The following is a 13,761-nucleotide window of genomic DNA, read 5'->3' as shown; positions in this document are numbered from 1 at the left end:
ATTGGTATAATGCAGCACTCTTATTTGGGTTACTAAAAAATAGGAGGGCTTTTTTATGTTGGCCGAGAAAATACACATTGAAGGCTATAGTGAGATTATAAGAAATCTAACTATAGTGCCAATAGATGATGTGGTTAATAGTTCAGAGGTATCCCAGGCTCAAATGCAAATAAATCTTTTGCATGAAAATGATGATGGATACATAACTATAGCCCTTAAAAAGGATAATAACTGGATACAGCATCACTACAAAGTAGACAAGCTTAAGGAAAATATAGGTAAGGTTATAGGTGTAAAAGATGCAAATATATATCTAAGTCCTAATTCTTTTTACAAACCTAAGAGGCGTATAGAAAATATAAGAAAATTAAATTCTTTATTTATAGATTTGGATTATTATACATTAGAACAATACAAGGGCTTAAGCGTAGAGCAGATTGTATGGTTACTTGAGAAAGATTATTTTAAGAAGTCTGTTCCACCGCCTAGTTTTATAGTTATCTCAGGTCAAGGGATAGTTATTTACTGGCTTATAGAGCCAGTGCCATATATGGCTCTTCCTCTTTGGAACGCAGTGCAGAAATTCTTTCTAGAGAAGTTAAAAGAAATAGGCGCTGATGCTAAATCAATTGATGCAGCTAGAGTATCTAGGTTATCAGGAACTATTAATCAAAAAAATGGACAAGCAACTGAGATATTAGTTTTTAATGAAGAAAGATATGCGCTTCGTGATATTCAAGAGAATTATCTACCGGAGCTAAATGATTATGTTAAAAACCCAGGTGTAAAAAAACGTGGAAGAAAATCAAAAGTTGTAAAACTATTTAATCTTTATAGTCTTCACCATGCAAGGCTGATGGACGTCGTGGCGCTTCAGAATTTTAGAAAAGGATATTGCCGGGATGAAAACGGGGAATTAGTAGAAAAAAGCCAAAGAGAGCTTATGTGTTTTTTATATAGATACTGGGCCTGTTGTTTTACTAATGACCTTAAGAAGGCCTTAGAGGACACTTTAGAATTTAACAAAGGATTTATATGTCCATTACCTGAAAGTGAAGTTAGAAGTCAAACCTCGCAGGCAGAAAGAGCATATAAGGAGTGGCTGGAGAATGAATTCGATCCTCGCCCCAAAGAAGATATAGAACAACTAAAAATTAATTTTGAAGAGGGCACAGTTAAAAAGAAAAATAGATCTGGATATAAATATAAGGGTTACAACTATAAAAACACAACGCTTATAAAGCTTTTAAACATTATTGAAGATGAGATGAGGCCTCTTAAGACTATTATTAATACAAAAGAAATTAAGAGAAGAAATAACCAAAATCATAAGGTTAAAAGAAGAGACGAAACTGGGTTAACTAAAAGAGAATTAGAAAAATTAAATAAGATAACGGCAGTAAAAGAATTGAAAGATAAAGGGTTAAGCCAAAATGAGATTGCCAATATGTTAAATATAGGGATAGCTACAGTAAAAAGATATTACAAGAAAATAAAGGAAGATTTTCAAAAAAGTTTGGTATCATGAAACGTCCGATAAGATTATGGGTGTAACCTGCTTCTTTTTCTTTTAGGGTTTTTTGATGTCTTTGGGAGGGTTTTACTATGTTATATGTGGATTTAGAACAAAAATGGAAGCTTAGTATTAGTGGTAGTATAACTACTGCTCTAAAAGGAATCTCTGAGGATGAGGTTTTTGATTCTGTGTTTGATTATTGGTTTAAAGATAAGTTCGAAGAGGTAGAAGGAAAGCTGCAGTATGTTAAGAGAATTACAAATGAGAGATTTGGTGTAGATGATGAGCTATTAGATGATATTAAAAAGGTATTTGAAGAGAGATACGTTAAAAAGATAGTTAAGTTAAAGGGTAATGCTGTTGAGAGAGTTAAAAAGCAAAAAACGGAACCAGCTACGGATAAACAGTTAAAGTATGCGAAGAAGCTTTATAAAAAGGCCCATGGAAAAGCAAATGGTTTCGATGATAGGGAATATAGTAAACATGAGATGGTTGTAATGATAGGGGAGCTAGTGGAAAGATTGGATAATATGGAGAAAGAGGATCCTGGAGAGGGTTCGGTTTTGGAGCTTAGTGATTTTAGGAAGTAAGGGACTATAGAGTAATGGAAGCAAAAACGGCTATAAGCGTGTAAAAAAACGAAATATTTGGAGGCATAAGTATGATTACATCAGAAGAGATTAAAAGAAGATTATGGGATGGAGCAAACGATTAAGGGGGTCATTGTTTTTTGTGTCTAAAAAATTCTGTAACCGTTGATATATAAAGAAAAAACCAAATAAGTAGTGTAAAAAAATTTACACTACCAAACTAAATAAGGAGGAAATGTAAATGGAAGAGGAAAAGGAAAAGGGAGAATTAAGCCGTGGGTTGTCGAGCCGTCAGATAATGATGATTGCCTTGGGAGGTACAATTGGTGTAGGTTTATTCATGGGTTCAAAAAGTACAATTTTATGGACAGGCCCATCTGTAATGTTATCATATGCACTTGTAGGTATATTCATTTTTTTTATTATGCGTGCCATGGGGGAAATGTTGTATATAGAGCCAACCACAGGTTCCTTTGCAACATTTGGTTATAAATATATTCATCCTTTAGTAGGATATTTAACTGCTTGGAGCACCTGTTTCCAATGGGTGATTGTGGGTATGTCTGAAGTTATTGCTGTTGGTGCTTATATGCAGTATTGGTTTCCAAGTCTTCCTACTTGGGTTCCAGGTTTAATTGCAATGATTGTATTAACAACAGTAAATTTAGTATCTGTAAAATCATTTGGTGAATTTGAATTTTGGTTTTCACTTATTAAAGTTGTAACCATTATATTTATGATTGCCGTTGGAGTGGGCTTGATTTTGTTTGGAATTGGTAATGGCGGCAAAGCAATTGGATTTTCAAATCTTTGGAAAAATGGTGGTTTTTTTGGAGGTGGTTTTAAGGGCTTCTTCTTCTCTCTATCACTAGTTGCTGCATCTTATCAAGGGGTTGAACTTGTTGGAATTACAGCAGGTGAAGCAAAAGATCCGCAAAAAACGTTAACTAAAGCAATTCAAACTTTAATAGGCCGTATTTTGATTTTCTATTGTGGAGCAATTTTTGTTATTGTAACTGTTTATCCTTGGAATCAATTAGGTGGAGTTGGAAGCCCATTTGTAGCTACTTTTTCAAAAGCTGGAATTACAGCAGCAGCCGGAATTATTAATTTCGTGTGTGTCACAGCTGCTCTTTCAGGATGTAACAGTGGTATCTATAGTGCAGGACGTATGGTTTATACATTAGGAGTAAATGGGCAAGGTCCAAAGTTCTTTAGAAAAGTAACAAAAAGTGGTGTGCCAGTGGTTGGTACATTTGGTGTGGTAATTGGACTTTTAATCGGAGTAATTTTAAGTTATATGGCACCTAAAAATATATTCGTGTATGTTTATAGTGCAAGTGTACTTCCTGGTATGGTTCCTTGGTTTGTCATTCTAATCAGTCATATCAAATTCAGAAAGGAACAAGGAGCTTTAACAGATAGCCATCCGTTTAAAATGCCTTTTTCACCAGTTTCAAACTATGTAACAATAGGGTTCCTAATAATGGTGTTAATTGGCATGTGGCTTAATAATGAAACACGAGCATCTCTCATTGTTGGAATTGTTTTCTTAGGACTAATGGCAGTAAGCTATTATGTATTGGGAATTGACAAACGCATACAAGAAGATGACAAGAATAGGAATACAAATCTACTGAAACTTGATTCTGATTGTGATTAAACAATCGTTGAATCTTAGTTAAAATTATCCAGGTTGCAGTAATCGTTAATTTACCACTATAGGAACGTGAACTTTAACGATTATAGCATTGGAGAAATTCATTATTGTTAAAATTATAGGAAGGTTTATATTATGGAGAAACAAATAATAAGCACAACAAATTATTATTTACATCGGGACAAATTCCTTTAGATCCTGTAACTGGCGAACTAGTAAATTATGTGTGATTAAAATCTAGTTATATCAATACATGCAGAGTTTGAAGGTTATCTAATGTCGATCAAAAGGTATGTAGTAAATGTTGGTGTAAAAAATGAATTTATTATGGCAATATATTATGAAATTGGAGTGGCAAACTAGGTAGAATTCTTTCTGCTTAGGTTTTAGATATGGCAATGAAAGAGATAAATAAGTACAGTGATATATCTTTTGAATTTCAGGAGATTAAAGTGGGTCGAAAAGTAGCGAGAATTAAATTTATTATAAAGCAAAATCAGAATAATAAAGCCAGGAATGAAATATCAGCAACATCATTAGATTTAAAAGAGAGTGAAGAGCTGGTGCTAATAAAACAAGTACAAGAAATATTTACAAAGACCTCTATAACAATACATGAGGCAAGTTGCATATTAAAAGATTCTTTTGGTAATAACTGTCTTAACGTATGTTTACCGCGTTTTGCGGTTACTACCCCAGTATAAAGCATGAGATGGTCGTAATAGGGGCGCTGGTGGAAAGATTGGATAAAATGGAGAGAGATGATTTGGGTGAGCGCGCGGTATTGAAGCTTAGTGATTTTAGAAAATAATATCTGTAGTAAAAATTCACGGCGTTCACGCTCAAAAAATAGGAATGAAAAAATTTATTTATTATTATCTATAAATTTTTTCATTTCCTCAACATCTTTAAATTTCAATGAGTGTGCGATAGAATTAGCTGTACCTGGTCTTAGTGTATCATTGTCTTTATGGTAATCAAATTTACAAGTTCTCCAAATTCCATCCTTACCCAAGCCGCCATATATAAATCCACCTTTTCTTAGAAGTTGCATATTAAAATATACTAATAGTCTTTTTATATGTCCCATGCTAAATCTTATTGGCATATTATTATAAACCTATTTCTTTCATTATTTTATCTCTATTGCCATCACAACGAATTAATTTTAGCATATAAACTTGTTTAGAGATGCTTTCAACCTTACCAAATAGATCAATTTGGTTTAGATAAATACTAATATACTCACAGATGGTATTCATCAAATCTTCTTTTGCAGATTCAATTGTAGAACCTTCACCATACATATCAATCTCGTTTAACGAAATAGTGAATCCACCTAATTCCTCTCCGGATTCTGTAATTGGATTAAACTTTAAGAATCCCATTAAAAAATCTACATAAGGAGTTTTTATATGACTTACTTCTTCGTCATTTTTTGCATTTTTATTTATACCTTTGAAAGTAACCATTTCTAATCCGTTTAATACCGCATTGTTTAATTCACTATAATGTTTTTTTGTATCTCTAATATTAAGTTTTCGTTCCATTAGCATTTCCATATTATTTTCTCCTTTTTTAAAAAAAATCATTACTTCACCTCCTAGTATAATATATGTAGTCACTGTGGTCAAGGTGACTACATATATTATTTTATCCATTATAATTTTTATATATACCAAAACAGCATAAAAAAAATTAAAGGGTTTTTATGCTGTTTTATTAACTGTATAGAAGTATGTCTGTTGTTGTTTTAATAGTTTTATATAAACAACAAGTTTTAAAGATTTTAGGCATACTACAAAGCATTGATATATCTATGTTTGAGTATACGAAAGACGACCAATTAGTACGAAACTACGACTGATTCGTACTTAAAGCGACAGTTAAAACGACTTGACGCATTTAAAGGTCGTATGGTAAAATTTAAATTAAATTTTACATAAAGCAAAGCAAGGCCAGTAGGGAACTAGCAGCTACATCAGAAGATATCAAACCAAATGAGAAGCAAAGCATTGAGGCTATTAAATTTGTAAAAGAAATTATACGGGAACCAATAACAGACCTTGAAGCAATGGAGATATTAAATATTGCCAATGGTGATATAAGTATCATCAAAGAAAAGTATATACACGCTGAAACAGTGCCTAAAATTGGTAATATGGTGGGGTGGCTTATTGATGCAATAAAAAAAGATTATAAGCAGCCTATTAGCAAAATTAAGGTTGACAATTTCAACAACTACAAGCAGAGAACATATGATTTTGATGATTTGGAAAAGAAATTACTAGGGTGGGATATATAATGGCTAAACTTAAGATGTTTCAATCAGATATGGCAAGAAGGAATAAGATTTATTCGGTAATGAGTGATGATACATCACCTATGGCAATGATTGATTTTGCTATTTTACCAACTAAAAATACAAAAAAACTATTTGAAATGATATGGAGCAAATATGATAAAGACACACATTGTTCTATTTTAAATAACGAAGAAATGGTTATTGATAATTTTTATGCTGAATTAAATATAATTAATGGCATGATTTTCCAAGTATATACTGTTAGTAACTTTGAGAATGACTATGCTGAAATATATATTAAATATCCAATTATAATTAAAATATCAAAGCTCTCCTTTGATATAAAAATAGAATTCCATAATAGATTTAAAGAATTTTTCGATAAATTTCTAGAAATATAGAAAATTGCCCTTGGGCTAGAAATTTTATAACCCAGTGGGGATTAAGATACTAATGAAGAATTAAGGAATTTGTTGATACAAACACTAACTATCTTGATATCAAAGCTACCCATATTGACCGCATTATTGACTTAAAGCTAGTTATATCAATACATGCAAAGTTTGAAGGTTATCTAATGTCGGTCAAAAGGTATGTAGTAAATGTTGGTGTAAAAAATGAATTTATTATGGCAATATATTATGAAATTGGAGTGGCAAACTAGGTAGAATTCTTTCTGCTTAGTTTTTTCTATATATGCTATACAACAATGGCTCCCTTGTTGTTGTATAGTACAAGTACTTGTATAGTAAAGGTATAGTAGGGGTGCTCCAGAACTAGTTATATCAATGGATACATAGGTTTGAAGGTAAGCTGATGTCGGTCTGAAGGTAAGTCAATGTCGGTGGATAAGTGAACTTAAGGTAAGGTAATGTCGGTTTAAAGGTAAGGCGATGTCGGTAAAGGGTAAGTTGACAGCTAACCATTTACCTTTTATAATTATATTTTAATAATAGCTTGGAGGTATACTTTTATGATTAAAAAGGGTAAATACATTGCAGTAAGACCAAATGAGCTTATTGAGGCTAGATATAACTTATCAGTAAGCCAAAATGACATAATGGATATGGTACTAACAAAGATAGAGGATGATAATAATTATTTATATGAATTGAATATTAACGACTATAAGCATTTGTATAAGACAGATACAAGCAATATTTATAGAAATTTAGAGAAGGCAACTAAGGGCATGGAGGGAACTGGATTCTATTTATTAACCAACAATGATAAAGGTGTAGAAAAAGAAACCTTTTTTGTATGGTTTGCATCAATCGAATATGTAAAGTCAGAGGGGAAAATAACTTTTGAAATAGGAACCAAACTTAAAGGATTGTTGCTTGAAATGAAAAAAAGAATTTATTATAAAATAGAGTATCCTATAAACTTTACTAGTATTTATAGCAAAAGAGTTTATTATTATTTAAAGAGTTTTGAAGATACCGGATGGCGAATTGATAATTTAGATATATTAAGAAAAAAACTACAATGCCCTAAAAGCTATGATAAGTATGGATTATTTAGGACTTATGTTTTAGATATGGCAATGAAAGAGATAAATAAGTATAGTGATATATCTTTTGAATTTCAGGAGATTAAAGTGGGTCGTAAAGTAGTGAGAATTAAATTTATTATAAAGCAAAATCAAAATAATAAAGCCAGGAATGAAATATCAGCAACGTCATCAGATTTAAAAGAGATTGAAGAGCTGGGACTAATAAAACAAGTACAAGAAATATTTACAAAGAACACTCTAACAAGACATGAGGCAAGTTGCATATTAAAAGACGCTAATAATAACTTAGATTTGATTAATCAATGTTATCAGTATTTATTGACCAAAGATGTTCCAAATGTTGTTGGATATATGAGAACTATTGTAAAAGGCTTTAATGAGCTGCAGGCAAATATACATGAATCTAACTTTACAAACTACGAACAAAGGACATATGATTTTGATTCTCTTGAAAAGAAACTATTAGGGTGGGAAAATTAATAAGTGAATGTTATATAATTAAACAATATATTTAGGGTTAATTCTAAGGCAGAATGTTTTGAACCAGTATAAAGCATGAGATGGTCGTTATAATAGGGGCGCTGGTGGAAAGATTGGATAAAATGACGAGAGATGATTTGGGTAGGGAAGATTAGCATTACAATAAAGGAATTTATTATTTAATGTGGAATTATCTTCTATATAGGGTGGTGAGATAGATGCATATTAAAGAAATGAAAGAAGTTATAAATGGAATAGAACAGGTAAATAACAATGTAGATTCTGTCAGGATTAACACAAATGATTCAAATGAAAAGTTGGATAAAATAATTAGCTTATTGGAAAAATTAGTTAAGCAAGGTGAATAAACATATAACGAATCTTATAATTATTTTTATGGAGATTAATTTATGTTTTAAGATGTTATTCCTAAAGAATTAGTAATTGGTGATGCATATACATCTTAACAAATAGTGGTATATATAGGTAAATATAATGTCCATATAATATGTGATGAAGTTCAATATAATTAAACAAAGTTGATTTTTTACAAATTAGTAAACATTGGTAAACAAATGATATTATTTTTACATAACAGTTTGGAAGAGTTTACTTTAGATTATTTATATAATATACGGGGGGTATAAATTATGAAAAAGAAAGTATCTGAATTGTCAATTGATGAATGGAAAAAAACGTTCCCAATAATTTTAAAAGAGTATAACGCAAATTATAAAGATTGGTACGAAATTGAAAAACAAACCATTTTAAACGCTGTAAAAGCTGAAGATATTGCACGAATTAATCATATAGGAAGTACTGCGGTTGAAGGTTTGATAGCAAAGCCAATAATAGATATTTTATTAGAAATTGACGGTTGTTGTAATGTTGCAAGATTGGTTGATGAATTAAAAATAATTGGATATGGTGTTGAACTTTTTAATCGAAATGACGACCCAATGAGATTATTGCTCGGTAAAGGCTTTTCTTCTGACGGGTATGCAGAAAAAGTTTGCTTCCTCCATGTCAGATATTTGGGGGATTGGGATGAACTATATTTTAGAGATTTTCTTATAGCAAATCCTGAAGTGGCAACTGAATATGGAAAATTAAAACTAAATATACTAAATGATATTGAAAAAGGTTTAATAGAACGTATGCCAAATGGAGTGCCAAATGGATACTCACAAACAAAATTAGAATTCGTTAAAAAATATACTAATTCCGCAAAACAAGAATTCCATGATAGATATAAACCAAGATAATAAGCGTAATGTAAAGGTGAATAGTTCTCTTTCAAATACATTCGTAAAAACAGCATAAAGCGTTGATATATAAAGGTTTATAGTAGATTTAACTAAGGCCTTTTTTCTTATTGTGTGCTGCAGGAGCAAAAAACAAATAAAGAAAAGAAGATAAAGCTAAATGACAGCATTAACCACCTATATTAAACAAAATAAGATTGAACACAATAATTATATATTTATCTGTAAATTTAAGTGGTGTATGTCTTAGAGTTAAACATTTAAATCCAACCTATTCCGCAAATAGTTGGGGAAACATATATAATTAATACTGTAGAAGCTAGGTATACAATATATCTAGCTTCTATAGTTATCATTAATAGGTTAACACACTTTTAACTTTCTTTAATATCTTAGATTTCATAAGAATTTTAAAGATTCCATACCCAATTAAGCATCCTAACAAATGAATTATTGCAAAATCTATATTTCCTACTCTACCAACTACAAAATTTACAACCTGTATTAATAAAACGATAATTATAAAAGTCTTAATTGCATATTTAAATGAATTAGCTTTACAATTTATTAAAGGGATAAATACTCCCATTGGGATAAACCACAAACATCCAGAAGGTACCATATATGTATTTATATTTAGTCCATCAGCCAATATAGCTTTTATTATTGAAATTATTGTTCTAAATGGTATTATAGAAATAATATTAAACCTTAAGTTTGCTGGTCCCAAAGATGATACGCAAATTAAATATACAAGTAACAAAAATAAGTATATGCCAAAAATTACAAAAATTACTTTCTTATAAGTGCTAAAAAACATTGTTTCATTATTATCAAACATTTCAGAAATATTATTTTCATTACCGAAGTCCTCCAATGCTAGGTCAATTGATTTATCATCAGAATAACTTTTTTCTAGATATTCAGCCTTTAATGAAAAAATATGGTCTTTAAATTGAGTTTTTAGCTCATCAATTTCTTTCTTATCTAAATCCAATCCATTTATTACATTTTTTATATACTTATCAATCTTATCCATATTAAACCTCCATATAATTTTATTGATTTGTCAAAATAAGTTCTTTAATTAAGTCATTAATAATATTTAAGCTCTCTAACTTTCTTTTTAATTCCAATATTCCATCCTTTGTAGTTTTATAATATTTTCTATTATTTTTGCCTCCGATTGAAACCCAATAAGATTCTAAATATTTTTTTTCTTCAAGTCTTTTGAGTGCGGGATACAAAGTACCCTCTCCTATTTCTAGTGAATTTTTAGCCGTTTTTTTTATTTGTTTTGCAATTTCATATCCGTACATTTCACTTTTAAATAACATCTGTAATATTATAATATCCAATGAACCTTTTAACATTTCTTTATCCATAGATTATCCTGCCTTTTTTGTATTAATATTACTTACATTATATCAAAACTACCTTGATATACAAGGTGGTTTTAAAAAAAACTCATAATGTAGGTGTTTTTGCCTATCCACACGAAAAGAAAAGATGACAATTAACAGATATGAAAGAGATGCTCTGCCAAGTAAGAGTCACAGCGATATTTTAAAAGATATTATAACAAGTGAAGAAAAATTTAAACAAAAGGTTACAGAGGCTTATGAAACCACAAGAATAAATGAAAAAAATTATAATAAGATAACAAGCTATTTTCAAAGTTCTAAAAAAATATGGTTAAGTCATTGCTTGAAAGTGAATTAAAACATGATGAAGATATATTAAATCATCTCCTGCGGAGCTGAAATATTAACAACTTTGGAAGCAGATTTAGACTGCCACCAAAGCAATTTTTTTAGGCTAGACAACTGCCACTTATAGAAGATGGCAGACTTGAAGCTTCCAAAATGTTGTTAAATGGATTCAGAAAGTTTGAAATTGAAAGAGTTGAGAATCTTATAAGCTATATTGCAGATAAAGTTGATAATTTATATAAAACAAGTTTAAATAAATATTTGTGGTTTATTGATTTTGAGAACTTTAAAGAAAATGTAAGATCTATTACAGGATTAAGATATGTAAAACAACAATACGGACCTGTTATTGAAAAGAAAGGCTATGAAGAGATAATTAACTTACTTGATGATAAATTTTATAAAGAAGAAACAGAGGATAATTACAATAATTCTACTACCACTAAGATAAAAAGCAAAAAAAACTATGATATGTCTATATACGATCAGGAAGAAATGGATGTTATAGATGCTGTTATAAAAAGGTTTAAGGATATTAGCTGTAGCAAAATATCTGATGAGTCTCATAAAGAGTCTGGGTGGATTAAGAATGATACAGACAATATAATTTCTTATGAGGGCGAAGAATTGAAAATGGAGTTTTAATATAAGCAATCACCCACTTAGGGCGTTTCTACGCTAGGCAGGTGACTGTTACTATTTTACAATATTATGGGTTGAATAATTATTATATCTATTGATTTATTATCAAAAACTTTATTATATGTTTTATGGTAACTTTGAATATCAGATACAATAGATTCCTTATCATAAACAAAGAAGATTATATTATTACGATTATAGTGGAAACTATCCGAACCCATTTCCTCATTCAGACTTCTTTCAGTCATGCTTTTCCGAGAACATTTAACTTCGATTGTTGTATTACAAGAGCCTATATCTATATCATATCTAACTGTAGAGCAACCGGTATTATCGACTACTTCTATTTTAGCATCAGTAAATACAGGTTTTATAAGAGAAAACAATATTCTCTGAACATCATATTCATTACCTATTCTAATATTATCAAGCTGCGCTTTTGTTATATTTGCTTTTCCATGTACAGTATCGAAATACATAGCCTTTATATGTTCATAAAAATTATTAAGTATTTTTTTTATAATTAATATAGATGTATACTCATCCATATCTGATTTATAATCTATAAATTTTATTTTATCTTCACTTAAATAACTAGTTATAATATTTAGACAAGATAAAACTCTATTCTTAGCTTCATTTATACTTTCGTCGGTTTTAAGTTCAGAAAAAGTGTTAGAAATATATTCACTTGAGTTTTTAATTTCTAAAATTAATTCTTCAGAATTTATGTATTCAGACACTTTAAATGCAATACCCTTAAGTATATTAGAAATGTCTATAGTACTATTGGTGCTCGCAAGTTCATATATTTGTATATTGAAAAAATCCAACACTTCACATACGGAATGTTTTTTTAGTGACATATTATATTTCATAATTATCTTCCCCATCTTAAATAAAAGAGAAATAAAGGATCTGTTATATAAATCATGTCATCTTTCCATTCCAATACCTTGAAAATATCATCTTTATCAGTAATTATTTTTTGCATTTGAGTCACTGTGTTTTTGATTTTTTGTCTGTCTGGTTTCATCATATCATTTTGTATTAGATCAGCTACTCTTTCTTTAATATCATCTATTGTGAGTCCCATTAATGGTGGATTTTTAGACAAAGACTCTACTACTAATTTATATAAATCCATTTGTTCACCCAGTTTAGTGGAGTACATAGTTCTTGACTTACCCTTACTTAATGGACCTTTTGAAATTAAGTTTACAACATCTGCATAGTCAAGGTTAGAGGTTGTAAGTTTATAAGCTTTCTCTAGGATATCCGATGTTATTTCCTTAGTCTCTCCATTATCAACATTAAGTGCTGTGCAAATACTTAGACATATATATTGCATAAGCTGTGGTGAAGTTAAGCTTTCTATAGCAATTTTCTGAGCGACCTGCGTTGAAATCTTAACATTTAGTTGTTTAAATCCTTTTGTTGCTATTTCCTCTAATTCATTTATTTTCCATGATTCAATATCAATTAAACTTAATCTTCCAGCTAAATCAGCATTATTTCTAATGGGAGCATCTGCCCTATGTGGCAATGAAATTATAATTGCTCTAAAATCTCTTCTTATGGCATCTTTAAGATGACTTGCAATACTCTTTTGGGCTTCATTTGAGGCATAATGAAAGTCATCCAAAATTAAGACTTTATTATTAATAGCAAAATGTTTAATAACCATATCTTTAGTCAATATAAAGGATTCGGTTTTGCTATGATGCTCAGTATTGCTAATTTGTTTACTTTCAGTTGTTTTACCCTCAAAAGGTAGCCCGATTTTTTGTGCAATTACACTCCAGAAGTCCTCTCCATTTAAAAAATCAGCACCAGATATATTAACTTGTTTCTCAAGTGGGATAACTTTTTCACATAAAACAGTTTTACCCATTTTAGACGCACCAATAATTGAAATTAGTGTACCTGATACATTTAGAGCTAGATTAAGTCTTTGCTCATATTCTATCCCGAATTTAGACTCTCTTGGTATGTATGTATGCTCTGGAAAGTTGCATGGTTTAAAAACATCTGAAGATAACAATTTTTTAATACACATAAATATCTCTCCTTTA

17 protein-coding genes are annotated in these 13,761 nt (G+C 30.2%); 11 read left to right on the top strand and 6 right to left on the bottom strand.

Features of this window, described 5'->3' with window-relative positions:
• Nucleotides 1-55 precede the first annotated feature (55 nt).
• The 4 genes from LL038_RS25125 to LL038_RS25110 all read left to right on the top strand — a co-directional run bounded on the left by LL038_RS25125 (nt 56) and on the right by LL038_RS25110 (nt 4,470).
• A complete protein-coding gene (locus LL038_RS25125; RefSeq protein ID WP_216126731.1) occupies nt 56-1,528 on the top strand; it encodes a DNA-binding response regulator in 1,473 nt (490 codons plus the stop codon).
• A 77-nt stretch (nt 1,529-1,605) separates the two neighbouring features.
• Nucleotides 1,606-2,106 (top strand): hypothetical protein, encoded by a 501-nt coding sequence (locus tag LL038_RS25120; RefSeq protein ID WP_216126728.1) that lies wholly within the window; start codon nt 1,606-1,608, stop codon nt 2,104-2,106.
• A gap of 241 nt (nt 2,107-2,347) precedes the next feature.
• Nucleotides 2,348-3,769 carry an amino acid permease gene (locus LL038_RS25115; RefSeq protein WP_216126726.1) on the top strand — a complete coding sequence of 474 codons (1,422 nt, stop codon included), beginning with the start codon at nt 2,348-2,350 and terminating at the stop codon, nt 3,767-3,769.
• 389 nt (nt 3,770-4,158) lie between these two features.
• Nucleotides 4,159-4,470, top strand: coding sequence for a RepB family plasmid replication initiator protein (locus LL038_RS25110; protein ID WP_216126724.1), 312 nt, complete (start codon nt 4,159-4,161; stop codon nt 4,468-4,470).
• 161 nt (nt 4,471-4,631) lie between these two features.
• Here the strand turns inward: LL038_RS25110 and LL038_RS25105 are convergent, their stop codons facing one another.
• On the bottom strand, nt 4,632-4,874 hold the full coding sequence (locus tag LL038_RS25105; RefSeq protein ID WP_216126723.1) for a hypothetical protein: 243 nt from the start codon (nt 4,872-4,874) through the stop codon (nt 4,632-4,634).
• A gap of 4 nt (nt 4,875-4,878) precedes the next feature.
• Nucleotides 4,879-5,328: a hypothetical protein gene (locus LL038_RS25100; RefSeq protein ID WP_216126722.1), complete on the bottom strand. Its 450-nt coding sequence runs from the start codon at nt 5,326-5,328 to the stop codon at nt 4,879-4,881.
• A gap of 512 nt (nt 5,329-5,840) precedes the next feature.
• Here LL038_RS25100 and LL038_RS25095 point away from each other — a divergent pair.
• The 5 genes from LL038_RS25095 (at nt 5,841) to LL038_RS25075 (ending at nt 9,332) form a co-directional block, all read left to right on the top strand.
• On the top strand, nt 5,841-6,071 hold the full coding sequence (locus LL038_RS25095) for a hypothetical protein (protein WP_216126758.1): 231 nt from the start codon (nt 5,841-5,843) through the stop codon (nt 6,069-6,071).
• Nucleotides 6,071-6,472, top strand: a complete 402-nt coding sequence (locus LL038_RS25090) for a hypothetical protein (RefSeq protein ID WP_216126721.1) — start codon at nt 6,071-6,073, stop codon at nt 6,470-6,472. The genes LL038_RS25095 and LL038_RS25090 overlap by 1 nt, the downstream gene beginning before the upstream one ends.
• A 572-nt stretch (nt 6,473-7,044) precedes the next feature.
• Nucleotides 7,045-8,067, top strand: coding sequence for a replication initiation protein (locus LL038_RS25085; protein WP_216126720.1), 1,023 nt, complete (start codon nt 7,045-7,047; stop codon nt 8,065-8,067).
• Nucleotides 8,068-8,285: 218 nt separating this feature from the next.
• A complete protein-coding gene (locus LL038_RS25080; protein WP_170288045.1) occupies nt 8,286-8,435 on the top strand; it encodes a hypothetical protein in 150 nt (49 codons plus the stop codon).
• Nucleotides 8,436-8,717: 282 nt separating this feature from the next.
• Nucleotides 8,718-9,332, top strand: coding sequence for a GrpB family protein (locus LL038_RS25075; RefSeq protein ID WP_216126719.1), 615 nt, complete (start codon nt 8,718-8,720; stop codon nt 9,330-9,332).
• Nucleotides 9,333-9,687: 355 nt separating this feature from the next.
• Here LL038_RS25075 and LL038_RS25070 read toward each other — a convergent pair whose 3' ends face one another.
• Complete coding sequence (locus tag LL038_RS25070) at nt 9,688-10,371, bottom strand: VanZ family protein (protein WP_216126718.1); 684 nt, start codon at nt 10,369-10,371, stop codon at nt 9,688-9,690.
• 19 nt (nt 10,372-10,390) lie between these two features.
• The gene (locus LL038_RS25065; RefSeq protein ID WP_216126717.1) at nt 10,391-10,717 is read right to left on the bottom strand and encodes a PadR family transcriptional regulator; all 327 of its coding nucleotides are present in this window, start codon (nt 10,715-10,717) and stop codon (nt 10,391-10,393) included.
• 124 nt (nt 10,718-10,841) lie between these two features.
• On the opposite strand from LL038_RS25065, the gene LL038_RS25060 reads away from it, so the two are divergent.
• Nucleotides 10,842-11,054: a hypothetical protein gene (locus LL038_RS25060; protein WP_216126716.1), complete on the top strand. Its 213-nt coding sequence runs from the start codon at nt 10,842-10,844 to the stop codon at nt 11,052-11,054.
• Between the two features lie 143 nt (nt 11,055-11,197).
• The gene (locus LL038_RS25055; protein ID WP_216126715.1) at nt 11,198-11,689 is read left to right on the top strand and encodes a Panacea domain-containing protein; all 492 of its coding nucleotides are present in this window, start codon (nt 11,198-11,200) and stop codon (nt 11,687-11,689) included.
• 56 nt (nt 11,690-11,745) lie between these two features.
• On the opposite strand, the gene LL038_RS25050 is transcribed toward LL038_RS25055, so the two are convergent.
• On the bottom strand, nt 11,746-12,564 hold the full coding sequence (locus LL038_RS25050; protein ID WP_216126713.1) for a hypothetical protein: 819 nt from the start codon (nt 12,562-12,564) through the stop codon (nt 11,746-11,748).
• 2 nt (nt 12,565-12,566) lie between these two features.
• Nucleotides 12,567-13,745 carry an ATP-binding protein gene (locus LL038_RS25045; RefSeq protein WP_216126712.1) on the bottom strand — a complete coding sequence of 393 codons (1,179 nt, stop codon included), beginning with the start codon at nt 13,743-13,745 and terminating at the stop codon, nt 12,567-12,569.
• Nucleotides 13,746-13,761: the final 16 nt, after the last annotated feature.

The sequence above is a fragment of the Clostridium estertheticum genome (genome assembly GCF_026650985.1).
GTDB lineage: Bacteria > Bacillota > Clostridia > Clostridiales > Clostridiaceae > Clostridium_AD > Clostridium_AD estertheticum_C.
Note: the sequence above shows the minus strand (reverse complement) of the source record. Positions and strands in the feature narration are given on the sequence as shown.